Source organism: Lentibacillus jeotgali (genome assembly GCF_000224785.1).
GTDB lineage: Bacteria > Bacillota > Bacilli > Bacillales > Amphibacillaceae > Lentibacillus > Lentibacillus jeotgali.
The window spans coordinates 205,153-228,228 of record NZ_AGAV01000003.1 but is presented as its reverse complement, the minus strand read 5'-3'; the positions used below and the strand labels follow the sequence as shown (position 1 = coordinate 228,228).

31 protein-coding genes and 1 riboswitch are annotated in these 23,076 nt (G+C 39.8%); of the genes, 13 read left to right on the top strand and 18 right to left on the bottom strand.

The genetic code is table 11. The features are described 5' to 3' along the window. Positions 1-6: 6 nt before the first annotated feature. From ON01_RS01640 to ON01_RS01630, 3 genes are read right to left on the bottom strand one after another with little or no spacing between them, the layout of a single operon-like run. A complete protein-coding gene (locus tag ON01_RS01640) occupies positions 7-837 on the bottom strand; it encodes a hypothetical protein (protein ID WP_010529266.1) in 831 nt (276 codons plus the stop codon). After that, positions 834-1,523, bottom strand: coding sequence for an ABC transporter ATP-binding protein (locus ON01_RS01635; protein ID WP_010529265.1), 690 nt, complete (start codon positions 1,521-1,523; stop codon positions 834-836). Before ON01_RS01635 ends, ON01_RS01640 begins: the two co-directional genes overlap by 4 nt. Next, on the bottom strand, positions 1,516-1,902 hold the full coding sequence (locus tag ON01_RS01630; RefSeq protein WP_010529264.1) for a GntR family transcriptional regulator: 387 nt from the start codon (positions 1,900-1,902) through the stop codon (positions 1,516-1,518). The genes ON01_RS01635 and ON01_RS01630 overlap by 8 nt, the downstream gene beginning before the upstream one ends. Positions 1,903-2,129: 227 nt before the next feature. Between ON01_RS01630 and selD the strand changes: the two genes are divergently transcribed. From selD to ON01_RS01610, 4 genes are all read left to right on the top strand, one after another. Continuing rightward, complete coding sequence (selD, locus tag ON01_RS01625; protein WP_010529263.1) at positions 2,130-3,173, top strand: selenide, water dikinase SelD; 1,044 nt, start codon at positions 2,130-2,132, stop codon at positions 3,171-3,173. Positions 3,174-3,191: 18 nt separating this feature from the next. After that, the gene (mnmH, locus tag ON01_RS01620; protein ID WP_010529262.1) at positions 3,192-4,247 is read left to right on the top strand and encodes a tRNA 2-selenouridine(34) synthase MnmH; all 1,056 of its coding nucleotides are present in this window, start codon (positions 3,192-3,194) and stop codon (positions 4,245-4,247) included. Positions 4,248-4,356: 109 nt separating this feature from the next. Then, positions 4,357-4,749, top strand: a complete 393-nt coding sequence (locus tag ON01_RS01615; RefSeq protein ID WP_010529261.1) for a hypothetical protein — start codon at positions 4,357-4,359, stop codon at positions 4,747-4,749. A 23-nt stretch (positions 4,750-4,772) separates the two neighbouring features. Then, positions 4,773-4,988: a hypothetical protein gene (locus tag ON01_RS01610; RefSeq protein WP_029328943.1), complete on the top strand. Its 216-nt coding sequence runs from the start codon at positions 4,773-4,775 to the stop codon at positions 4,986-4,988. A gap of 360 nt (positions 4,989-5,348) precedes the next feature. Here ON01_RS01610 and ON01_RS01600 read toward each other — a convergent pair whose 3' ends face one another. The 9 genes from ON01_RS01600 to ON01_RS01560 form a co-directional block, all read right to left on the bottom strand. Continuing rightward, positions 5,349-5,654: a YrhK family protein gene (locus tag ON01_RS01600; RefSeq protein WP_010529258.1), complete on the bottom strand. Its 306-nt coding sequence runs from the start codon at positions 5,652-5,654 to the stop codon at positions 5,349-5,351. Positions 5,655-5,883: 229 nt separating this feature from the next. Next, complete coding sequence (gene crcB / locus ON01_RS01595; RefSeq protein ID WP_010529257.1) at positions 5,884-6,255, bottom strand: fluoride efflux transporter CrcB; 372 nt, start codon at positions 6,253-6,255, stop codon at positions 5,884-5,886. Beyond that, on the bottom strand, positions 6,252-6,623 hold the full coding sequence (locus tag ON01_RS01590; RefSeq protein ID WP_010529256.1) for a fluoride efflux transporter FluC: 372 nt from the start codon (positions 6,621-6,623) through the stop codon (positions 6,252-6,254). Before ON01_RS01590 ends, crcB begins: the two co-directional genes overlap by 4 nt. Before the next feature lie 64 nt (positions 6,624-6,687). Continuing rightward, positions 6,688-6,747: riboswitch (Fluoride riboswitch) on the bottom strand. 151 nt (positions 6,748-6,898) lie between these two features. Continuing rightward, positions 6,899-7,204, bottom strand: coding sequence for a monooxygenase (locus ON01_RS01585; RefSeq protein WP_010529255.1), 306 nt, complete (start codon positions 7,202-7,204; stop codon positions 6,899-6,901). Between the two features lie 228 nt (positions 7,205-7,432). Further along, the gene (locus tag ON01_RS01580; RefSeq protein WP_010529254.1) at positions 7,433-8,983 is read right to left on the bottom strand and encodes a polyamine aminopropyltransferase; all 1,551 of its coding nucleotides are present in this window, start codon (positions 8,981-8,983) and stop codon (positions 7,433-7,435) included. A gap of 79 nt (positions 8,984-9,062) precedes the next feature. Further along, positions 9,063-9,458 carry a DUF350 domain-containing protein gene (locus tag ON01_RS01575; RefSeq protein WP_010529253.1) on the bottom strand — a complete coding sequence of 132 codons (396 nt, stop codon included), beginning with the start codon at positions 9,456-9,458 and terminating at the stop codon, positions 9,063-9,065. A 15-nt stretch (positions 9,459-9,473) separates the two neighbouring features. Beyond that, positions 9,474-10,082: a DUF4247 domain-containing protein gene (locus ON01_RS01570; RefSeq protein ID WP_010529252.1), complete on the bottom strand. Its 609-nt coding sequence runs from the start codon at positions 10,080-10,082 to the stop codon at positions 9,474-9,476. 200 nt (positions 10,083-10,282) lie between these two features. Continuing rightward, positions 10,283-10,954, bottom strand: coding sequence for a PspA/IM30 family protein (locus ON01_RS01565; protein ID WP_010529251.1), 672 nt, complete (start codon positions 10,952-10,954; stop codon positions 10,283-10,285). A gap of 72 nt (positions 10,955-11,026) precedes the next feature. Further along, the gene (locus ON01_RS01560; protein ID WP_010529250.1) at positions 11,027-11,539 is read right to left on the bottom strand and encodes a DUF4178 domain-containing protein; all 513 of its coding nucleotides are present in this window, start codon (positions 11,537-11,539) and stop codon (positions 11,027-11,029) included. Positions 11,540-11,759: 220 nt separating this feature from the next. On the opposite strand from ON01_RS01560, the gene speD reads away from it, so the two are divergent. Next, positions 11,760-12,137, top strand: a complete 378-nt coding sequence (gene speD, locus ON01_RS01555) for an adenosylmethionine decarboxylase (RefSeq protein WP_010529249.1) — start codon at positions 11,760-11,762, stop codon at positions 12,135-12,137. A gap of 217 nt (positions 12,138-12,354) precedes the next feature. Here the strand turns inward: speD and ON01_RS19395 are convergent, their stop codons facing one another. Next, positions 12,355-12,525, bottom strand: a complete 171-nt coding sequence (locus tag ON01_RS19395; RefSeq protein WP_175284916.1) for a hypothetical protein — start codon at positions 12,523-12,525, stop codon at positions 12,355-12,357. 231 nt (positions 12,526-12,756) lie between these two features. Between ON01_RS19395 and ON01_RS01550 the strand changes: the two genes are divergently transcribed. The 3 genes from ON01_RS01550 (at position 12,757) to ON01_RS01540 (ending at position 15,368) form a co-directional block, all read left to right on the top strand. After that, positions 12,757-13,911 carry a PTS galactitol transporter subunit IIC gene (locus ON01_RS01550; protein ID WP_010529248.1) on the top strand — a complete coding sequence of 385 codons (1,155 nt, stop codon included), beginning with the start codon at positions 12,757-12,759 and terminating at the stop codon, positions 13,909-13,911. Beyond that, entirely contained in the window at positions 13,908-14,189 is a 282-nt protein-coding gene (locus ON01_RS01545) for a PTS sugar transporter subunit IIB (RefSeq protein ID WP_010529247.1), read from the top strand. Before ON01_RS01550 ends, ON01_RS01545 begins: the two co-directional genes overlap by 4 nt. Before the next feature lie 543 nt (positions 14,190-14,732). Beyond that, a complete protein-coding gene (locus ON01_RS01540) occupies positions 14,733-15,368 on the top strand; it encodes a LysE family translocator (RefSeq protein WP_010529246.1) in 636 nt (211 codons plus the stop codon). 396 nt (positions 15,369-15,764) lie between these two features. Here ON01_RS01540 and ON01_RS01535 read toward each other — a convergent pair whose 3' ends face one another. Further along, positions 15,765-16,169 (bottom strand): NUDIX hydrolase, encoded by a 405-nt coding sequence (locus ON01_RS01535; RefSeq protein ID WP_010529245.1) that lies wholly within the window; start codon positions 16,167-16,169, stop codon positions 15,765-15,767. A gap of 184 nt (positions 16,170-16,353) precedes the next feature. Between ON01_RS01535 and ON01_RS20170 the strand changes: the two genes are divergently transcribed. Beyond that, positions 16,354-16,698, top strand: coding sequence for a four-helix bundle copper-binding protein (locus tag ON01_RS20170; protein ID WP_010529244.1), 345 nt, complete (start codon positions 16,354-16,356; stop codon positions 16,696-16,698). Positions 16,699-16,745: 47 nt separating this feature from the next. On the opposite strand, the gene ON01_RS01530 is transcribed toward ON01_RS20170, so the two are convergent. Then, positions 16,746-17,372, bottom strand: coding sequence for a YdhK family protein (locus ON01_RS01530; RefSeq protein ID WP_010529243.1), 627 nt, complete (start codon positions 17,370-17,372; stop codon positions 16,746-16,748). Positions 17,373-17,596: 224 nt separating this feature from the next. On the opposite strand from ON01_RS01530, the gene ON01_RS01520 reads away from it, so the two are divergent. From ON01_RS01520 to ON01_RS01510, 4 genes are all read left to right on the top strand, one after another. Then, positions 17,597-18,716 (top strand): IS3 family transposase gene (locus tag ON01_RS01520; protein ID WP_138919703.1). Its coding sequence is split into 2 segments (ribosomal slippage): positions 17,597-17,865 and positions 17,864-18,716, totalling 1,122 coding nucleotides; the frame shifts between segments, so codons are not numbered across the junction. Between the two features lie 358 nt (positions 18,717-19,074). After that, positions 19,075-19,251: a hypothetical protein gene (locus ON01_RS19390; RefSeq protein ID WP_175284915.1), complete on the top strand. Its 177-nt coding sequence runs from the start codon at positions 19,075-19,077 to the stop codon at positions 19,249-19,251. Next, entirely contained in the window at positions 19,209-19,967 is a 759-nt protein-coding gene (locus ON01_RS19775) for an alpha/beta hydrolase family protein (RefSeq protein WP_010529242.1), read from the top strand. The genes ON01_RS19390 and ON01_RS19775 overlap by 43 nt, the downstream gene beginning before the upstream one ends. A gap of 303 nt (positions 19,968-20,270) precedes the next feature. Then, a complete protein-coding gene (locus ON01_RS01510; RefSeq protein WP_010529241.1) occupies positions 20,271-20,633 on the top strand; it encodes a hypothetical protein in 363 nt (120 codons plus the stop codon). A gap of 902 nt (positions 20,634-21,535) precedes the next feature. Here ON01_RS01510 and ON01_RS19385 read toward each other — a convergent pair. Genes ON01_RS19385 through ON01_RS01490 form a run of 3 tightly spaced genes read right to left on the bottom strand, consistent with a single transcriptional unit; the run spans position 21,536 to position 22,756 of the window. After that, complete coding sequence (locus ON01_RS19385) at positions 21,536-22,024, bottom strand: integrase core domain-containing protein (RefSeq protein WP_245544965.1); 489 nt, start codon at positions 22,022-22,024, stop codon at positions 21,536-21,538. Between the two features lie 34 nt (positions 22,025-22,058). Beyond that, positions 22,059-22,415: an IS3 family transposase gene (locus ON01_RS01495; RefSeq protein ID WP_040912167.1), complete on the bottom strand. Its 357-nt coding sequence runs from the start codon at positions 22,413-22,415 to the stop codon at positions 22,059-22,061. Positions 22,416-22,444: 29 nt separating this feature from the next. Next, positions 22,445-22,756 (bottom strand): transposase, encoded by a 312-nt coding sequence (locus tag ON01_RS01490; RefSeq protein ID WP_010529239.1) that lies wholly within the window; start codon positions 22,754-22,756, stop codon positions 22,445-22,447. Positions 22,757-23,076 lie beyond the last annotated feature (320 nt).

Below are 23,076 nucleotides of genomic sequence, written 5' to 3'. Positions count from 1 at the left end.
CTCCTTTCACACCGTTACTTTTTTCTTCAATAGGTAGTTGCCAACACCAATGGACATAGCTGTCACAACGATTCCCAGCGCCACTTCAAGACCAAGTATTTCAAGTGGATATAAATACTCACGGTTCAAGAAAATCATCGATAGAACAGGCAGGGCAAAAATAATGACTGAAATCGCAATGTATCCAATGCCCGCGATTATTCCTTTCCACTTGAAACTGCGCTCGAATAGAATCGCCGTAAACAGAATCGATACCGCCATAAATCCGGCACCATAATACAGGATAAATTCGGTAAACGTCTGTGGAATGATCATGGATAAGTAATCCCAGTTGATAATCTGGCCTACTGTCATATCCGATCTGAAATCCACCGGTACCATCCACTTAAAAACACTATTTTCCAACGGCAGGATGATGAGCTGAACGGAAACAAGCCCAAGTACCATTAATACAATTGATGCCGCTTTTGCCAGGTAAACATTCAACCGTGCAGTTGGTAGCATCAGCAACCGATAGATGAATGTATTCTTCCCAAGCCAGTCACGATACCAGATCATAAAAATGTAGAAGATCAACGCTGCAGCACAGATCGCAATCGGCCCCATAAACCATAAGCTCCGAGTAAAATCCATGAACGACATGGCACCATTTTGTTCAACGAACTGTGCCATTGGTATCCTGTCTTCATTGATCGCCTCATTAGCTTTTGCCATGTACTCATTGGCTTTCACAATCACACCAGCAACCTGCACGATGATTGTCAGCGCAGCCAGTGTCAGATAGACTTTCATAAACCGACTTAATTCAAAGTTCACTAATTTAACGAAACGATTCATGGCTGATACACCTCCCGCATCACATCTACAACTGACTTGCCTTCCTCTTCCCTGACTTCCTCGCTGTTAAATTGTTTTAAAACTTTCCCGTCATCAAGCAGTACCACTTTATCAATCAAATGTTCAATATCACCGATTTCATGGGTCGTAATAATCACGCCGCGATCTTCAACCAGGTGACTCGTGAACACCTCAGCAATCTGTTCTCGGCTGAAAATATCAATCCCGGAAAATGGCTCATCCATCAGTAAATAGTCAACGTCCAATGCCAAGCCAAGGAGCAGGTTCACTTTGGCTCTGTTTCCTTTTGATAAATCATTGATTTTTTCGTCTTCCTGCAGTTTGAAGAAATCGAGCAATTCCGTTGCGCGCTCCTGGTTCCAGCTGTCATAAAAATCCGCCATGAACTGCATTGATTCAGCTATCGTCATATTCGGCTGCATAATGATCGCATCCGGAATGAATGTGATTTTTTCATAGCTATGTTTATGGATCGTTTCACCATTTATAAGTATTTGACCTTCGTTTAGCGGTGTTAGATTCATGATCGCATTCAGGATCGTGGTCTTGCCGACACCGTTTATGCCGATAATACAGGTAATCTCACCCTGTTCCGCTGTGAATGATACGCCTTTAAGCACTTTTTTGCGCCCAAATTTTTTCGTTATATCATTTACCTCAATCATCTTGAACCTCCTCACCATCATTCTTGTATTTTTCTTTAACAAGTTCCAGAACTTCTTCAACCGGAACATCAATCGAACGGATCGAATGCACAAAGGAATCCACCGCTTCCTCTATCAACTCTCCCCTCACAGACTTCAAAATCGCTTCATCTTTCGTAATTCTGCTCGGCAAATTCCGCTCCGTGTATATCAAACCCGCTTCCTCCATTTCTTTATAAGCCCGCTGTGCGGTATTTGGATTGATTTTCAGCCTGCCTGCCAGCTCCCGCCTTGACGGAATTTCCTGGCCAGGCTCAAATACGCCGGTAGCAATCCGTTCCTTAAAATGCCGGATAACCTGCATATAGACTGGATCCCGTTTATTAAAATTCACATTCATAACCACAGCTCCCATTTCTTCAGATGAACGCAAGTGTATTAATCAGTTAATACACTATGATTGAAAAATATGTATTAAGTGCGTAATACACTCTGCACTGTATTATATATTTAATACAGTAAGGAGTCAATAACCAATTTGATTTCAACTGTGGAATACCGTAAAAAGAAATTCCCTTGTTTGTATGATAAAATAGAATGCATGAGTTTACTGAAAGGATGATTAACATGGCTAATGCCGTTAAACTGACATCTCTCTCCTCCAAAGGCGGATGCGGATGCAAAATTGGTCCGGCCGATCTTGAAAATGTTCTCCGTTCACTCCCGCAAACTGTTCCGAACCCGAATTTGCTTGTCGGACTCGATACTAGCGACGATGCAGGTGTCTATAAATTAACCGATGAGCTTGCCCTTGTGCAGACAACCGACTTTTTCACACCAATTGTCGATGACCCATATGCATTCGGTCAGGTGGCTGCCGCCAATGCCATCAGTGACGTGTATGCCATGGGGGGAACACCGATTACAGCTTTGAATATCGTGGCGTTCCCCATCTCCACACTGGATGAAAGCATTCTCGCAGAAATTCTACGCGGAGCCGGTGATAAACTGGAAGAGGCCGAAGTTTCGCTTGTCGGCGGCCACTCGATTGATGACCAGGAACCAAAATTCGGATTGGCTGTAACGGGAACCGTGCATCCCGATAACGTTCTGGCAAATACTGGTGCAAAGCCTGGGAACAAGCTGATTTTGACCAAGCCGATTGGTGTCGGTATTATGAGCAGTTCCCTGAAAAGGGATTTGCTGAACCAGGAGGAAATTGACCGGGTTACTCAGGTGATGACAACGTTGAACAAAACAGCTTCCGAGACGATGAAAGGTTATAATGTGAACGCCAGTACAGATGTGACCGGATTCGGACTGCTCGGTCATGCCTCAGAAATAGCAGCTGGCAGCAATGTGGAAGTGCGGATTGATTCCAAATCAGTTCCTGTACTGCCGCGGATAAAGGAACTTGCTGTTTCCGGTGTTATACCAGGCGGGACGAAAAATAACTTTAATCACATAAAAGACATTGTATCGTTTTCCGATGACCTCGATCAGCTGGATAAGTATATACTGTGCGATGCGGTTACTTCGGGAGGACTGCTCATCTCAGCAGACAGCAGTGATGCCGAAGCCCTTCTTGCTGATTTACAGCAAAAAGGCGTCGACGCACACATCATAGGTAATATTACAGATGGCAATAATGGTCATATCACAGTCGATTAGTCAGGAAGTGATGACAGTATGTTTCGTGACATAAATTTAGAAGAATTGCTTAAAAAACAGCATAACGAAAATCACACCATCATTGATGTCCGTTCACCAAAAGAATATAAAGAAACAACCATACCGGGCAGTATTAACATCCCGGTGTTTACAGACGAGGAACGCGCAGAAGTTGGCACGATCTATACCCAAGTTGGCAAGGAAGCTGCCAAAGAACGCGGAATGGAGATCATGTCGGCAAAAATGCCTGATTTCATCGCCAAATTCCGGCAGATTGACACACCCAAGACCGTCTTCTGCTGGCGCGGCGGCATGCGCAGCAAAACAGCCGCAACGTTGACAGACTTGATGGGTATTGATGTCAACCGGCTACAAGGCGGCGTTCGGGCATACCGGCAATGGGTGGTTAGTGAACTGGAAAAAGCAGACTTCCCGCCCGATATTGTGGTCTTGAACGGCAATACCGGAACAGGCAAAACAAAGCTTCTTCATCAGCTTGCTGATAAAGGCTATCCCGTCATCGATCTGGAAAGAATGGCGGGGCACAGAGGATCTATTTTTGGCCATATCGGGCTTGAACCCAATATCCAAAAAGAATTTGAATCACAGCTTGTTCAAGTGATACACAAATTCCGGGAAGCACCGTTTGTTTTAATGGAAGGTGAAAGCAAACGAATTGGCAAAGTCACCATGCCTGAATTTTTGTTTGCTAAAAAAGAGCAAAGCACACAGTTGTTCATCGATCTGCCAATGGAGCAGCGCGTCCGGAATATTTTAGATGATTACCAGCCCTGGAACCACCCGGAAAAATTTATCGAGGCATTTGACCGCATCAAAAAGCGAATCCATACACCCGTTGCCAAGCGGATTGATGAGGACTTAAAGGGAGAAAATTACCATCAGGCGATCCGGCTGTTGCTTGAATACTACTATGACCCAAGGTATGAGCATATGTTCGAAAAGCACCCGGAAGATAAAACGAAGATCCTTAAGGCCGCCGAGATGGAAGATGCCCTTTCTCAAATTGAGCATGAACTTGCTGAAATGTACGCGCAAAAGACAAAATCTGTGTAATACGTGGAATGAAATATGGCGTTCATCTTCTGTTCATATGCATGTCATACACTTAAGGTGGATGTTAAATCATCATAGTTTTTTATTTTAACTACAAGGAGAGTTGATATTGGAAAAATACAGTAAGATTTTGCTCAGATTCTCCGCCCTTTTCGCAGTACTCGGCGCTTTTATCGGGTCACACATGGCAGGTGCCGGCAGCCTGGCCTTCAAGACCGTACACGCCCACATTCTTGTTGTCGGCTGGCTGACATTATTCGCCTGGGCCGTTTATTACAAAATTTTCACCCCGGCCAGAACCATCATCGCCACCCTTCATGTCTGGACGGCCATTATCGGTGCAATCGGGCTGACCGCCGGCATGTGGCTCTATTACGTACGTCCATTTGCCTTGGCTGACGGCCTTGTGACCGTATTCTTTATTGTCGGCGGATCGATTTTGCTGCTGAGTTTTGTGTTGTTCGGTCTGCTGACGTTTATGAAGACAGAAGATGAGGTGTAGTAATAAGTTGTATTTGTGTACATTTGAGTCGATTTGATTGTGAATTCGAGCCAATCTGTGACAACTTCAGCAGCATCAAAAACGGAGGGCATAATATTGAAAAAATGGTGCCGCATATCAGACTTGAAAATTGTAAAAAAGAAGTGAAATACTACCAGAAGGTGTTTGGCGGTGAAATCAACAATACCCAGCTGGCTGAAGACGGAGACGTACAGATGCAATTGCAGGATACCTTTTGAGGTGCGAAACATGCCATCGTGAAAGATAATGTGGGAGCTGAACTATACGAAGCAATAAGCCAGGCTGTTGGCCTTTTAAAATTTGTTGATCGTAAACACCTTTTGAACTTTTATATTGCTATAACGAAAGAATCCATTTTTGAACAATTTTTTCTAAATGGATTCTTTTGCAACCTCTCCGATACGATAGCCAGTCTCAAACAAGGCATTTTCTAATGCCAGCACACCTCGTCAATCTCATAGTCTTCCGAGGAATCTGCTTCCCCTGTCAGACAAGAAAAAGCAGCTCTGATAGGCGACCGCACTGCCAATCGCCCAGATTTCTTGACCGCAGACTGGGTCTCTCCTCAGCTCCGAAATCTATTGATCATTCGTGGATGATCTGGACACTGAGGAATTAATGCGTCGTAAATGAGTCTTTCGACCAATGCGAATAAACGGTCGAATAAGAAGCTCAAGACTTCCTATAAGAAATAACCATGTTCCAGCATCTTTAGTGACCTCCCAGAAGAAGAAAATACTTCCAACTATAAACCAAACGGCAATAAGAATATCGTTCAGGTTGTAGTAGAGTTCATAACGTTTTTTAATAGCAATTTCATGATCTCCAATATCAATATCAATTTCCGATTTAGTGTTTTGTGTCCCTTTTTCTTGATTATTCATTTCCTATCACCTTTAATTCTCATTCTATAAAAATTTTATCATAAAATATAAATCGTCTAAAACGTCCTTACCTGACAAAACAGGGAACCGACCTCAATCCCATTATTAACTAGCCCACTTCATGAGGAAAAATTGTTCCATGAACGCGCCTGATAATGGAACAGTCTTTTCTAATATTAGCTGATATTGCAGAAGAAATCCTTTGTATAATTTTGTAACAAAAAACAACTTACATAAAAAATCTATAAAACGTTTTTCCAATCACATACCCCAAGAAAGCAAGAACAATGCCTGAGCCATAGGGTATTATGATATAAAAGGCAAATGATTTCTTCTGCTTTTGATGCAGCTTTATTGCTTCAAATTTGAAGGTTGAAAACGTTGTAAATGCTCCCATAAAACCAGTTCCAAATAATAAAGCAATTTCTTCTGACTTTAAGCCCGTGATTACACCCAAAAGCAAAGCTCCCAATAAGTTTACCGTGAGGGTGCCAATTGGAATTGAATATTCAGATTTGTTTAAAGCATTACTAATCGAAAAACGAGCAATAGCTCCGGCAAAACCACCTATACCAACTAAAAATATGTATATAAATGTCACGCCTTGTAGACATTCTTTCTTCCTTTAAATCCTAACCGACTCATTAACAAACCACCTACAATACTTACAACCACATATACAATTCCTAATAATAAATACCCATTTTTAAACATCGTAACGGTTTCTACACTTAAAGTTGAAAAGGTTGTAAATGAACCAACAAAACCCGTTCCTATTGCACTTTCCGCCATTGGCGAAATAGAAATTCTTTTAAATAAAGCTGTTGTCAGCCAAGCTAACAAAAAGCTTCCTGACAAATTGACAATTAACGTTGTATAAGGAAAAATGTTATGTGTGAAGGTAATTCCAATTAAGTATCTTAAAATAGACCCCAAAGCTCCAGCAATACCAATCCATAAATAAAGCATAATTACCTCCTCTAAATATTTAAAATTTCCCCATTTGAAAATAAACAGACTCCTGCAAGTAAAAATACCAGCAGGAGTCATTAGCCAATGGCGGTTAATGGTGAACCCCATCACCTTTAATACTGTTATATTTCTTTAAGTATACACTCTAGCTTTATAAAAAGAAAGAATGTCTTATTCCAGAATCTAGCCCTTATATTCGGCTTACCGCCCTATTGTTTAGAATTGAAAAATAGAACGCCAATTTAGCTTTCTTCGGCACGTTTAAAGAATTGCTATTTCAAAGGCCCGTGATTCATTTGGGTGAGCTGTTCATTAACTTCAAATATTTTAGCATTGACATCCTCAATGCCAAACTTATTTAATCTTTTTGTATGTTTATTAAGATAATTTTCCGCATCATCCTTTGTCTCGAACACATATATTCCACCAGCTTCTTTCGTTTGTTTATTCTCTGTCCAAATCTTCCACCTAAAACCTTTTTCTTCATTGATACCTTTCGCTAAATCAGAAAATTCATTGGACATCTCATGGCCAAATGGCCCCGGGTGGCTAAAATCCATCTGTAATAAATATGCCATTTCCATTCTCCTTTTCACTTACTTTAATAATACTATAACAAATTTTTTATCATTTAAAGTTGAGCATCGCTTTTTATTCAAGAATGGTGCCCTATTTCCAGATGGTGCAATGTATATGTGCTTACAATCGAATCATATTTATTCCCCGTAATCTCACGTGGCGGGTCATTTGAAATATCCCACTCTATCAAATTCGCATTAGGCGTTTTAGATTGTGCCCCCACCAGTCTAATAATGTTTCCATGCATCTTCGTAAATTTGAATTAAGTGCGGATCGATTAATGTATTGGGCTTCAACTCAATAGGGTCACCATTGTCATCAGTAATTTGTTTATCTTCATCTTTCCCAAAAGCTGTCAAAGTGGGAATCATATCATCCGTTAAAAAATTCGTTTGAGCATCTATGTCCACTTCATTCAGGTTTATGGCACCACGGCTTGCCATAACAAATCCCCAATTGCCAAAGCTTGGCACATCGACATGCAAATTTTTAGTATGCAATCCTGTGGATGCAATGGTCTCGGATATCGTCCAATAAACTTCTGTTGCAAAGACCGGACTCGTTGCCTGGACCATTGTTGTACCACCGGGCACTAAATGATTCCGAACCAATGAGTAAAATTCCCTTGTATAAAGCTTGTTTAGGCTTTCATTATTTGGATCAGGCAAATCAACAATGATGACATCAAACCATTCATTTGCACTTTCCAAAAACTCAAAAGCGTCACGGTTTATGACATCCACTTTTTCATGTTTCAGAGAACCTTCATTTAACTCCAGTAAATGTTTATTTGAATTAGCCAATTTCACAACCGCCGGATCCAGCTCAACAACAGTAATATCTTTTACTTCCTCATATTTGAGGACTTCTTTGGCAGCAATGCCGTCACCACCGCCTAATATCAATATATTTTCGGGATTTTCCGCAGAAGCCATCGTTGGATGGACAAGCACTTCATGATAGCGATGCTCATCTATTGTGCTAAATTGCAACGATCCATTCAAATAGAGCCGCACATCTTCTCCACCCCGTGTTAATGTAATTCTTTGATATTTGCTTTCTTCCATATGTATAATTGGATCTTTGTAAAGTTTCTGTTCAAAGCTGAATGCCATTGCTTCCCCGAAAAGTACCCCTGCAATTAACAAAAATCCGATACATAGTCCAATAACAGCATGTACCGCAAAGTGGCGGATTTCTTTACGGAACAACCACAGAACAAGTAGTGCTACCGTTAAATTTATACACCCGACCAGAAATGCTGATTTGACCATGCCGAACTGGGGACGCAATAAAAAGACAAATAATAAGCCTCCAATTAACCCCCCTGCGTAATCGGAAAATAAAACACGTGCTGTACTTTTATTTAATGTGACACCAATCTCATTCGCTTTCCGAATAAGAACCGGCAATTCTATCCCTGTTAATCCGCCAACTAATAGTGTAATAAAATATAAATAAAATGCATCTGTTCCAGCTGGCGCAAAGGCGGTGATTCCAAACATTGTAAAACTTGAAAATCCCCCAACGATGGCTACACCGAATTCAATCCATACAAAGGTGATAATTAAATGCTTCATCACCTTTTCACTTAAACTGGCACCAATTCCCATACCGGTCAGGAACAGAGAAATCGTCAACGTATATTGTTTCACTCCATCCCCCAGTATGTATGACCCTAATGCGCCAAATAATACCTCGAATATAATTCCGCAGATCGATACAATTCCCGATGACCAATAAATTATTTTGCTTTTTCTTACTGCTGTCTCATTCAATTCTGATTCACTCCATGATAAAAACCTGGTCGAATAATAACAGGCGGCCAAGCAAATGCCTGGCCGCGCTTTTTAAATTTTACGTAATGGACGCACCGATTACAAACGCCAATCCAATCGATACACCCATAGACATAATGCCAACTGCAATATTATTTTTCAACAACTGTTCTTCGACTGAAAAATTCCTTGTAAACAAATCAAAGAGCCAATATGCGATCATTTGTAAAACAACACCGACTACTCCCCAAATGATTGTTTCATAAATGATATCACTATTGTAAATTGCAAACGCTAATATGATACAGATTCCGATTATTTTTCCGACGATGGATAATGCAACCGATTGATTGCCATTTTTCACTTCTTCCATGTCCTTATATTTTCGGGTCATATTCTCGAAGATAAACAAACCAATTAAAATAATGACCACAGAAATTGCAAAATAGGCTAGTGTAGCTATATATGGTCCCATGTTATCACACTCCTTTTATTTACCTGCTCCAGGGCCGCCTCCTCTGAATGTAGTGTTTCCACGTCCGGGTGTGCCTCCCATACCTGTATATCCGCCTGATTGCCGACTGCCCCAATTATCTGCTCCCAGCATACTCTCTAATAACCTGATAGAAAAATATGTACTTAAAAAATTTGGTGAATAATTTCGTCTCACAAACTCATCATCTGCAACTTCTATCATGACTACATCCTGATCCTCATCACTTTCCCGCAGTGTAATAAAATGATCAGGGTAGATTAATATTTGCTGGTTATCCTCTATGTCACTAACTTTCTCCGGCTCTATTGCCTCCATAAAGACAGAAGCAAGCTCCTCAAGTTCAAATTGCTGTGTAGCATAAATTTCAGCGTCATTCGTCTCACCATTAACCGTATCCATTAAAGGAAAATTGGCCTCGATGATATCATCGATTTCATTGTTTGCAGTTTGATTGATAGCAGCTATAATCTCCTCTTTTTGAGTTTCTTGCGGAATATCATCAGCCGTAATGACTATTCCCTGTTGCCCCCCTCTGGATGAACATGCAGTTAACAGTATGATGAGAGATAAAAGTCCGATACATATACTCCATTTTTTTAACAAATCAATCCCCCCTTCTTAGAAAAACCCGGCTTATCGCAACCTTCTTTATGGCAACAGCTAAAGTTTTTCCTGTAAGGTCAACCATTGGCTTATGAGAAGCTTTATAGCAAAAGCCTCAGCCTGCTTATGCTGCCGGAAAATACGCAAACAAAACAAGGAGCAGCTTTTTAGGAGAGATGCTGCCCCTGTGCTGCGTGCCTTTATTTTTTTCCCATTTTGTCTTTTAATGCAGCTAATTCATCGTCAACGTTATTTTTTTTATTCAATTCTTCAAACTCGTCATCCAATGTTCGGCTCTCCTTTGACATATCTTCACTTGTTTCTGCTTCTGCTTCAAATTGCATAACTTTTTCTTCCATCCGTTCAAACCCTTGCTTGGATTCATCATTGCCTATAGAGGACATCGTACGATTCATTTTTGTCCGTGTTTTTGCAGATTCGGCACGTGCTTTTAATGAATCCTTTTTAAGCTCCATTTCCTGATACTCTTTTTTCATTTCATCCAATTTGGACCGAAGAACTTCAGAGTCATTTTTAGCCCTTTCCCATGACTCATTTAAAGTAGCTGCAGTCGCTTCATGATCACTTTTGTCCTGCAGTGCACGGCGCGCTAAATCCTCATTACCTGCTTCGATTGCCTGTTCAGCTTGTTTCTGTCTTTTTTCCACCATCGAATCGGCGTCAGTTGCTTTGCGCTTAAGTTTTTTTTCATTGGCAATTTGCTTTGCAACAGCTGTTTCCACCTCACGAATATCCTCGGCCATATCGCGCATAAATTGATCCAGCATTTTCACCGGGTCCTCTGCTTTGTCCAGCATTGCATTTAACTCCGAACTTACAACTGTTGACATCCGTTTAAAAAATTTAAACATCTATATTCCTCCTCGAATGATATAAAATGCAGTAGGGGTAAACGTTTCATTTTGAATCATTGTTACAAGCATTTAGATGGATCCTGCCATAATTTTAATTTCATATGCCTCAACCGGATACCCGTGGCTTGCTTCAACTTCGGTTTCCCATGCTTCTAAACTGATATAATTCTGCTCATCAGTATCAGCATAATCAGCATAGTCAATTTCTGAGCCATGTAAATTCGAGCTTCTGCCTTCACCAATTACCCTGGCCGTACCTGATTCCTGCAAATAATAGGTTTTGTCTTCATAGGTCACTTCTTTAGGGTATGGCTTTGACACGGCTAATTGAATTTTATTGTAAATACCAAGCTCCAGTTCATCATCCATTTCAGCCGATAACCAAACTGTATCATGCCCTTCCAGTAACTGATACCCATACCATTCATAATTTCCATCCCGGTATGTGATTTTCCCTACGACCTCATAGTCCCTGAGATCATAGGTCAAGATGTCTCCTATTTGTATTGATAATACCGTTCTTTCCTTAGGCGCAGGTTTCTCCTCTTTATTTTTTGAAAAGATTTTAGAAAACAGGCCCATACGATCACCCCCGCAAGTTCAAATTCTATCTTCTGCATGTATTACGTATTTGTTTCATAAAGGTTTCAAAAAAACAATTATAAATGGGAGAAAAGTTTCAGACGGGAAATTCACAAACCCTAATTCCACGTCTTACACCTTAACAGAATTGCAAATGAGAGGAAAACAGTTTATACTTTCGATATGTGATTTGTTCAAGTATTAAGGGGAATTTTTACCAATGGAAATTATGGGAAGACAATTAATTGCAGAACTGTGGGATTGTAATATTGATACATTAAACGATATCGAATTAATCGAGCGTATATTTGTGGATGCTGCATTGAAGGCCGGTGCAGAAATTCGCGAGGTTGCCTTTCATCGTTTTGCACCACATGGCGTGAGTGGAGTTGTTATTATTTCTGAATCACATTTAACCATCCACAGCTTTCCGGAACAGGCCTATGCAAGTATCGATATATATACATGCGGTGATAAGATGGATCCCAATGTCGCTGCAGAATACATTGCCCGGTCATTAGAGTCAAAAATCAGTGAGAAAATGGAAATTCCCCGTGGCAGGGGACCTGTCAGTGTACAGCAATTTCAAAAGCTATAATAAATTGGAGTTGATATCCCGGGCGTCAACTCTTTTTTAATTGTCAAATCAATTACGGGCATTTAAAAATTTTTTGTTCTATAATCATTCTGTAAAAACCGATTAAATCCTAGTCTACCTACGATAATTCTTTTAAAGAGTTTCATTTATTAAATCTGGCCCTTATAAGTAAGACGAACGCAGCTCTTATTCAATGACTGCACCCTCCTATGACTATTTATTGCCGCTTCAAAATTTCCTTGTGATATATGATAATCAATCCATTGACGAGCATCTTCACTATAAGCGACAGGGTCCCGAAATAGTTATAGGTTAGAGACTGTTCAACTATCAATTCAGCGTTTTCCCCTAACAAATCGTTTTCTGACCTCATGGCAACATCAAACATCTTCTTCTCCTTTTCAGAAGGCGATTCTTCTTGGTCATGACATATTTCATCCTAGAATTCTTCATGTAACACTTGATTTACTTTATTAAAATGGATGGTAACCACCGGTATCAGTTCTGTGGCCGCCATTGCCGTAATCTTACGTGTCTTTTTTTGAACGACCCATCCTATCCTCCACGTAGTGATCTTATTAACTTCACAGCACCTCAATGTGATAGAAAATTTGAACCATTGACAATACTTTTATCGATGTTACGCCATTTTGAAATGGATTTACAAATTATTGATGTCGGCTGGCCGGCCGCTTCAGCTATTTCCTATGGGACCGTACTAGGAAGTCTGGCTATTCCGATCAGCATCGGTGTCAACATCCTCCTTTTAACCTTCGGGCTTACCAAAACCGTAAATGTTGATATTTGGAACTATTGGCATATGGCTTTTACCGGGTCACTTGTCTATGCCATTACCAATGATTTTACCCTTGGGATATTAACAATCGGTGTTCATGCCATGGTTGTATTGTTAGCGGGAGATCTATTAGCCGATGATGTGGAATCGTATTTCGGTTATCAGAAAATGACTTTTCCACACGCGGCTTCTGCACCATCCTATTTTTTAGCAAAACCGATGAATGCATTATTTGACCGTATTCCCAAATTTAATCAAATCCAGTCCAATCCGGAAACCATTCAGCGGCGATTTGGTTTGTTCGGGGATTCCACCGTGCTGGGCGCGCTTCTTGGGCTCCTGATAGGTCTGTTGGCAGGCTACGGTATTCAGGAAACATTGCAATTGGCTGTTCAAACAGCAGCTGTCATGCTGTTAATGCCGAAAATGGTTGCCTTATTAATGGAAGGACTGACCCCTATTTCGGAAGCTGCCAGCAACCGCATCAAAAAAAGATTTCCGGATCGTGACCTGTACATCGGTATGGACAGTGCACTGACGATTGGGCATCCTGCTGTTCTATCCGCTTCCTTATTGATGGTGCCGATTACGCTGGCCATGGCTGTTATCCTGCCGGGAAATCATGTCCTGCCATTCGGCGACTTAGCCTCTCTCCCGTTTTTATTTTGTTTAATGGTACCTGTCTATCGGGGCAATATCATTCGTACAGTGATCACAGCAACGATTTATATCGGTGCCGGATTATACATTGCGACCTGGATCGCCCCATTATTTACGGAAATGGCTATTAATGCAGATTTTGATACAGAAACCAACACCATTATTTCCTCGCTGATTGATGGTGTCGTTTGGACAACATTTATATTCACCGGATCCGGACAATGGCTGGGCTGGTTTGGTATTGGCTTGATTGGAATCATGGCCTTTGCCGCACTTCTATATATTCATAAATGGAAACATAAGGAGAATAATCAATGAAAAAAATACTCGTTATTTGCGGTACAGGAATTGCAACATCCACCGTTGTTATCGAAAAGTTAAAAGAATGGCTCGATAAAGAACAGCTGAACGAACACGTGACATTACATCAAGCAAATGTTCAAGATGCTATTAATAAAGCGAATGAATATGACCTCATGATCTCCACCACGATTGTTCCCGAAAGTTTACAGGAAAAAGCGATTGATGGTGTTCCATTACTAGCAGGAACAGGCGAAGAAGACGTTTATGAAAAGATTAAGCACCGAATGAAATAATTCAAATGATATAACGACCGTTTATCCCGCATATAACCGGCAGATGGATTCTTCACTTACCACTGCCCCGCGCACTTTCTGCCAAAATGCTGCGTAGCATTCCTCATGGTCTGGCTCCTGGCTTACTATCGGATAGTTCCAATTCGATTCCGGTAATAATTACCCTCCCTCATCAATATGAACCCTGTGTTCGTGAGCGTAATGCGCTATCTTTTCTGTCTCTTTATTCTGCTTCCGCATCAAATCATCATGCGATTGCGAATCATGTAGTTAAAGTACGTCGCCATCATTTCTTTATCAGGTCCGTAATTCTCGTACGCATTCTACATGGCGACCAAACAAAATTCCTGATCCTGTATATTCAATCAATGAATGTAATAATGAATCCGCCGCTCATTCTGCCCCCAGTGTTAATTGAAAATAAAGTCCTTTACTTTTTTCAACAAAAGCGCCGGTTAATGGAATGAGCATTTGTTCTTCATAAATATACATTTTCAATTATAATTAGTCTGTTAGTGATTTTTTTGCGGAGGAGTACAAAGAATGATAACAGCTTTCATTACATATTTTTTATTAGGTTTAGTAATATCTGTAACTCCTGGAGCAATGACTGTACAAATGGTTAATCAGGCATTGAGAAAAGGGTTTTTAAGTGGATGGTTTGTGGGATTGGGTGGTATGACAATAGACTTAGCATTAATTATATTAGTTTACTTTGGATTTTCTCATGTCTTAGCCCATCCAATGGTTGAACTTATTATGTGGTTCATCGGAAGTATATTTTTATTAATTATTGGGATTGACAGCTTAAAAGAATCGAAAAATAAAGTTGATTTTAGTGAAGCTACCCCCAAAAAATCATTGGCAAAAGCTTATACTTCGGGCTTCTTAATGGCAGTTTCTCCGGGTAATATCGTATTTTGGATTGGTATATTTAGTCCATTATTGGTATTTTCTATAAATGGGGAGAACCAAGCACAGTTTATAATAGTAGCACTAGGGATTTTACTTGGGATATTAGTCCACGATATAGGGTTAATGAGTATCATTCATTTTTCAAGAAGATTTTTAAACCAGACGGTATTAAAATGGGCTGCGATTGTGGCAGCAATTATTTTATTTGGATTTAGTGCCTATTTTGGCTATGAATTAATAACTCAACTTATAACGTATGTGTAACTAATTATTAAATCGGGGTGCAAATCCTTACTTAGGAAATGCGCCCTTTTTAAGTAACAAATTAAATTATGCCAGTTCCGAATAAAATTCCTATAGTCATACCTACACCAGCAACAAGAATCAGATTTTGGTTTGATAAGGAAAATTCTCTCGACTTCATTTCTTTGAAGCTATTTTGTTGCATAAATCCATCTCTCTAACTAAACTCTAACATACATTTCTACGCAATTTGGCCCTGTTAAACAATATCAGGCACAGATTGATGAGATTATGAAAGCACCTTTAGCATAAAATGGAAATTCCAAAATTCCTATTCAAATATCTGGTTCACATATCGAAAAAAGGACGCCTCCTTATTACGATAACGCTCCCATTTAGTGAAGAAAGGGGTTATAACTAACCCTGGAATGTATAAGGTGATGAAGATTTTAATAAACCTTCTACTCCATCGGGATGATAAGGCATTAAGTTATTTGCTGTTTGGAAGTCCGTCCATTTTATTTCTGATATTTCCCCTGTATCTTGTATTGAGGGTTTTCCTTCAATTGCCTCTGCTTTAAATGTTATAAATAGTGCGTGATGACCATTTTCTTTGAAAAAGGCCTCGTTAACTGAAACAATTTCTCCAACTTTTATCGTTAACCCTGTTTCCTCTGCAACTTCACGGATAACTGCCTGCTCTAGTGTTTCACCTTGTTCAACTGCTCCACCAGGAAGAGACCAGGTACCACCTTGATTATTAACCACAAGAACTTCGTTTCCTTTACAAATCAATGCGTAAGCAACATCTACTCTTATCATATTCCTGCCTCCCTGAACGTTTTAAAGCAATACATTTATTAGACAAAATGGACTGATAATGCAGATTTTGACGCTTTTTTATTCCGCGAAAGCGCCCGATTCTAGATTTTTCTACGTAACATGTATAATTACTTTATTTGTTAAGACAATACTATTGTAAATTATAAAAGGGTGGTGAGTCGTCATGGGAGTACTTTCTAGTTCCCCAACACATATGGATCAATGTATTGATGAATGCTTAAAATGTGCTCGTGCTTGTGAAGAATGTACTACAGCATGTTTGCAGGAACCGGATGTTCAAGCACGTATAATGTGTATCCAACATTTAAATGATTGTTCAGATATGTGTTTTCAGGCTGCAGCATACATGGCTAGGAATAGCCTAAGCGCAGCAGAATTTTGCAAACTCTGTGCTACTCATTGTGATGCGTGTGCAACAGAATGCGAAAAATTCAAGGATACTCACTGTCAGGAATGTGCAGTTATTTGTCGTTCTTGTGCGAATGCATGCAGACAGATGACCGCTTAGGAATTAATGATAAAGTTCTCACCATGGTCAGAACTTTATCATTGATTTTATTTCACTGGTGAAAGTTCGCTTTCTATTACCCATTTATGATTTGTTACTTCTTTACCAGTTTCCGTATCCGTGTAGCTCACCATATATACTGTTGTTTGTTCAGCCGAATCAATCGTAGCTGTAGCACCATTCATGCTATCCATATGATCTGCGTTCAAGGTAACTTCAGTACCTGTTTCTATAGGAGCATCTCCCGGTTTTTCAACAAGAAGTTCCTCATGTATGATCCATTTATGATTATTCACTGGTTCGCCACCGTTTGTTGGTGTATAAGAAACCTCATACGCAGTGGTATCAAATGCACCCGTAATGGTTGCTGTAGCACCATCCATACCTCCCATATGTTGCGCATTTATCATTGCTTCACTACCAACTGGATACGTAGAATTTTCGGCTTCCTGTAAACCAGCAGAAACTTTCCCAGAACTTGAATGATTTATCCCTGAGTGATCCATTCCTTCCATGGAATCAGACTCTCCTTCATTCATATCCATCTGTTCTTGAGATTCATTCCCTGTATTGGCATCATCATTTGGAGTAGCTTCTTCATTTTCGCCACAAGCTGCTAAAACTAATGTTGTAATTAATGCAAGCAACCCGAGTGTTATTTTCTTTTTTTTCACAAATCCCTTCCTCCTACTGAAGAATTTTAAGACTTTAAATTAAAATATACCCCTATACCGTATTAATGTCAATGCTGAACTAATTTTTCTATCCCCTAGTCGAATATCCCTTATTCCATTAAATGGCCCTTCGTATGGGATAGACGCAAGACTTATTCCGGAATGGCACCCTATAATGGACCCAAGATTTTAGACACGAAAAAAGGAGATGTTAAGGTAGGTATATGAAACGCAAAAGATATACACCAGAATTCAAATCACAAATCGTGTTGGAAATCTTGAAGGAAGAAAAACCAATGAGCCAAATTGCTTCGGAAAACGGAATCCATGTGAACCAACTTCATAAGTGGAAAACACAATTCCTGCAAGAAATGCCGAAGCTCTTTAACAAGCAGAATGAGGACCAGGAAAAAATGAAAGCCGACTATGAAGAAAAGCTTGAAAATCTCTATGCAGAAGTCGGAAAGTTAACCACGCAATTGTCGTGGATCAAAAAAAAATCTGGCATATACCACGACTAGACGGGAACGGATGGAGATGGTGGACTGGGTAGATCCGGAACTGCCTATCTCCCAGCAGGCTAAACTACTCGGAATCAATCGTTCAAGCCTTTACTATAAGCCTGTTCAACCGTCACCGGAAGAGGTTGCCATGAAACATTGGATTGATGAGATTTATACCAAATATCCGTATTTTGGTTCACGCAGGATTGCTGAAATACTAAAGAAAAAAGGAGTGAATATCAACCGTAAAAGAGTGCGGCGTCACATGCGTGAAATGGGTATACAAGCCATTTATCCGGGTCCTAATTTGAGTAAACGCAATCTACAGCACCGTATTTATCCATATCTGCTGAAAGGAGTGAATATTACTCGGCCCAACCAGGTTTGGAGCATTGATATTACATACATTCGCTTGCATAATAGCTGGATGTATCTAACGGCCATTATCGACTGGTATTCCCGTTACATTATCAGTTGGGAACTGGATCAGACGTTGGCAATTGACTTTGTCCTGGATGCCGTACAACACGCATTCACGCACGGTACACCTGAAATATTTAACAGTGATCAAGGCAGTCATTTTACCAGCCCAAAATACATTAATCTTTTAAAAGAGCATCCATCCGTACAAATTAGTATGGACTCAAGGGGGCGGGCATTGGATAATATCATGATTGAACGCTTTTGGAGAAGCCTTAAGTACGAAGAAGTCTATTTAAAGGACTATGGGTCACCAAGAGCGGCAAGAAGCAATATAAGGGATTATATGAACCTTTATAATCATGAACGGCCTCATCAATCATTAGATTATCAAACACCGGCATCTATTTATTTCGGGTAGCCCGTACCGTTATCCTTTCCATCTTGGGCAATTATCTTTCCTGTGCCAGAACCTGTCAAGGGAAAATACGCCCTTGACAGAACCTGACACAAGAAAGAGCTAGTTAGTAAGATGGGAAAGGGAAAACAATGATAACTCACCCCCCACCTTATTTTTATAAAATATGTGTCTTGACAATGGGGTCCACCTTACCCTTTAACGGAAAATAACTCATAACTCAACAATACTAATCCACAATAATAAAAAGTCAACTCCTGTTAGAAAGTTAAATTCAATTTTTTAAAAATTATTATAACAAATAAAGGGCTCGATCCCTTCGAAATAGAATACATATAATGGATTCTTAAGAAAAGGCATTGTGAAAACAGTAGCTGAAGAAGACTGGGATATTATGATGGCCAAAATTTCTCCGAATCATAAGTATCTGGTTTATGCATTTAACAACATTGGAAAAATTGAGATGAACGTTCTAGAAACCAAACTGGAAATCACGTGGAAATCCCCGGTCTTCCAGATGGGCAGATTAGTGGTGTAACCATTTCTGAAAGCGAGAACCAACTGGCGTTTCTATTAAACAGTTCCAATGCATCTGCGAACCTGTACATTTATGATTTTAACGGAGATAAGCTACAATGTTTAACTGATACGCTTAGTCCGGAAATTGACCAAAATGACCTCGTGGAAGCAAACATTATACATTATGAATCGTTTAATAGGCTTTCCATTCCGGCAATCTATTATGAACCGATCACAGCCAGCGAAACAAAGGTGCCTGCACTTGTGTGGGTACACGGGGGGCCTGGCGGACAATCAATGGTCGATTACAATCCAATCTTCTATATGGTTCTTGCTGCATTAGCATTTAAACCCAATGCGTTTAAAGTTGGTGTGGACGTGTTCGGTGTTTCCAACTGGGAGCGGACATTAAAAGAAATCCCAGCCTGGTGGGAATCAATCCTTTCTTTGAACATCTTACTGCAGTATCCGACTTCTTCAGATATCCAAAACGTTTCTCACCAGGTGTTAGCCATGGAAATGCGTCAATTTGGACCTAAACGTTCCCATGCATGGTTTTTGGATAAAGCATCTCAATTAAAAGATGCCGCAGAACGTAATCCCTTTCAATATCCTGTCAATCAGGGTCAGTTTATTAGCTTGCGGCTGTATATACAGATGCTTTTTCAATACCAAGAGCATCTATCCAAGCTACAAAAAGATGTAACATGTTTTTTTGAACTTTTTTACCTTTAAATGTTGACAGTTATTAGCTGGTATTATAGATACCCCACCTTACATCGTGCTAACCCACTTACAAATAGGGTAAAAACAAAACAAATAAAAGTAAATAAGCAAGTTGAACATAAGGTCTAGGAAACTTGTATAACTCCAGATTAGGGTGCATAAGATTAAAAAAGTGAATACAAAATAAAATAATACCACTTGTAGGTGCGATCCTGCTTTTAGTTATTACTAAGAACTAGTAAGACGGTTAAACACAGGTAGCTATCGTGCTATGATTACAAAGTTGTTAATACTCAAAGGAGTGAATCTTAAATGAAAAAAACTACTATGTTAACAATCTTAGGCTGTCTAATGTTGCTGGTGGGAACGTTCATTGTTGTTAATCATTTTAATAATGTAAATGCAAAGGAAGAAAGTGAAACCATAGTGCAGCGTATTCACAGTTTTACTGAACAACTTAATAAAACCTTACATCAAGAAGAAGGAGCTCGCATCACTACATACGAAAGAAAAAGTCCAAAAAATAATGACATCATAATTACTATTGAAATTCCTACCAGTAAACATAATGATAAGCAGACTAATGATAACATCAGAAATATTGTTGAGCGTTTAGCAACAGAATATGAGCTTGATTCAATTTCGATTAAAACCAAAATTAAAGCCACAAGATAATGGACAAGTTAATCAAGTGGGTGTAGCCAATATATGCAAAACGGGCGCAAGCGTTAATCCATTCTTGCCCTATTGTGGAACCGTCAAAACTTGAAATTATGACATGGTAACGACTTCCCGCGTCCACATTTCTCTCCAGACTACAGCTCTTTAAATGATTACTGTAAAGTTATGGCATATACTTTTACAGGACAACTGCACGCTTCTTATTCTGTTCTCGTTCCCTTTATCTTTTTGAATTTCAACTATTCCAGTAATCAAGGTAGATATACCTAATACCAACATCAAGTAAGGCATAAACTCAAAATTTTGAGTTATTAGCATAAAGCTTGCTAATACTACAATAACTATTGATAAAATAACTCTTAATATCTTCAAAATATTCTTCTCCCCCATATTCTTGTCCTATTCGGAAGGATGCACTTATTCGATTAGCGCGCCCGATCGTATTGCGGCAGATCATTTTAACTACATTTTCCTCGTAAACGATCATTATTGGGTGAGAAAATACAGTTGATATCCTAGAAAGATGGCTACTCCACAAATAATCACTGCTGAAATTTTATTTACAACAATACACGCTTCCGTAAATCCAATTAATTCAGAGGTTGCAGAATACCTTATGGAATTGATTCCAATAGCCCCTACCGTATCAAGTACAGCATGAGGATTCAAAAGCGAACAAATATAGCAAACCCATAGCACTCTTAAACTAGCTCATATTTAAAATTCCTTGCTTTTTCTTATAGTATCTTCTCTTTTGTCCCTTTCAAGATGATAGCCAATGCCTCCATTATATCAAGGGTAAAGGCTCCGCCCTTCGCTTACGCTCAGCCCTTGATTCCATTCCGGAATTGGCTGACTTTAGGGCAGGGACAAAACGAAGAAAAAATGGGAAGGTGTTAAACCCGAATGTCTTTAATTCCCGTCTTGCCAACTTCTTGCAGCTCATAAAATTCCATTGGTGTCAGGTCTAGAATACTGGAATGAATGCGTCGATTATTATAAAAGTCCATAAATTCCATGATAGCTTGATAGGCTTCTCCATAAGTCTTTAACTCACGATCTGAGAGACAATCATCTTCCATAATGCGATGAAAGGACTCAATATGGGCGTTCATATTTGGCGTTTTAGGCGGAATCCGTTCATGTTCCATCTCCTGATCCTCACAGAAGGCCTCAAACTCATGCGAGATAAACTGTGGACCGTTGTCCGTTCGCATCACAGGCTTATCCTGCTGGTCAAATAGCTGCCTTTTTGACAGGGCACTGTTAAGAATCTGTACGACATTTTTGGCTGTGCATTCAAGCCCAACATGGTAGTCAATAATGGACCTGTCACAGATATCAATAATCGAACAGATGAAGAGAAACCGATCCTCGCCTTGAATATAGCCATATTTGATATCAGCCTCCCAAAGTTGGTCAGAAGCTGTTATGGTGCGATTGCGCGCTAATTTCCTTATTCGTTTTTCTTTTCTGTGGGCGCAGGATATCCAGTTCCTTACACAGGCGGTACACTTTCTTTTTATTGATTTGCAGCTTATAAGCACGACGGAGCATTTTGGTCAATTTCCGATAGTCGAAATTATGGTATTCGCCGGCGATAAGCTCTAATAAAAACGCTTTAATTTGGTCGTCAGGAACTTTATGCCCGTCCTGATGGGTCGAGTATCCTGGTGCTGGGCGTCCCTCACTTACTTGCTTTTCTTCCACCCTGTAGTATTTTCGATGATAGTAGGTGGAACGCGGTATGCCAATAACTTTTAAGATAATCGTCACCGTATAGCCTTTTTGGATCCATTTCTCGGCTACTTCAAGTTTTTCAGTAAGTGAGGGTTCTGCTTTTTCACAAGATCCCGTAATACGGCAATTTCAAGGTCTTTTTCACCTAATAGCTGCTTTAAGTGATCATTTTCACTGGAAAGCTCTTTGGTGTCGATATCAGGCACGGATGCGACATCTGTGTTACCAAATTTCCCGTTTTTATATTCACGGACCCAGCGTCCCACCATATTCGCATTTAAGTCATAACGACGGGCAACCACAGAAGGTTTTTCCGTATCCATGGCTTCCTTTACAGCCTGCATTTTGAATTCTTCTGAGTATCTTGTTCGTCTCATGAGGCTTCCTCCTTGGTATATAAGAATTATAGTAGTTAACATTCTTATTGTCCAAGTCCATTTAGGGGCTTATGAGCATGTACAACCGCACACGCTCTTCAAAATCAATTAAATTATCTGTTTCCTTTATTATCGTGTATAAACTTGATATAATATCTTTCATGAGATGGTCTCTTTCTAAATGTATTTGCCGTCGTAAGCATACATTTATGATAGAGTGCCTTCTCATTTTTTTGCCAGAATTTAGCCTCGAATACCCCCGAGAATAATTTTACACATATTTGTTGACAGCTATTGGCTGGTATTGCTTAAGATTAATT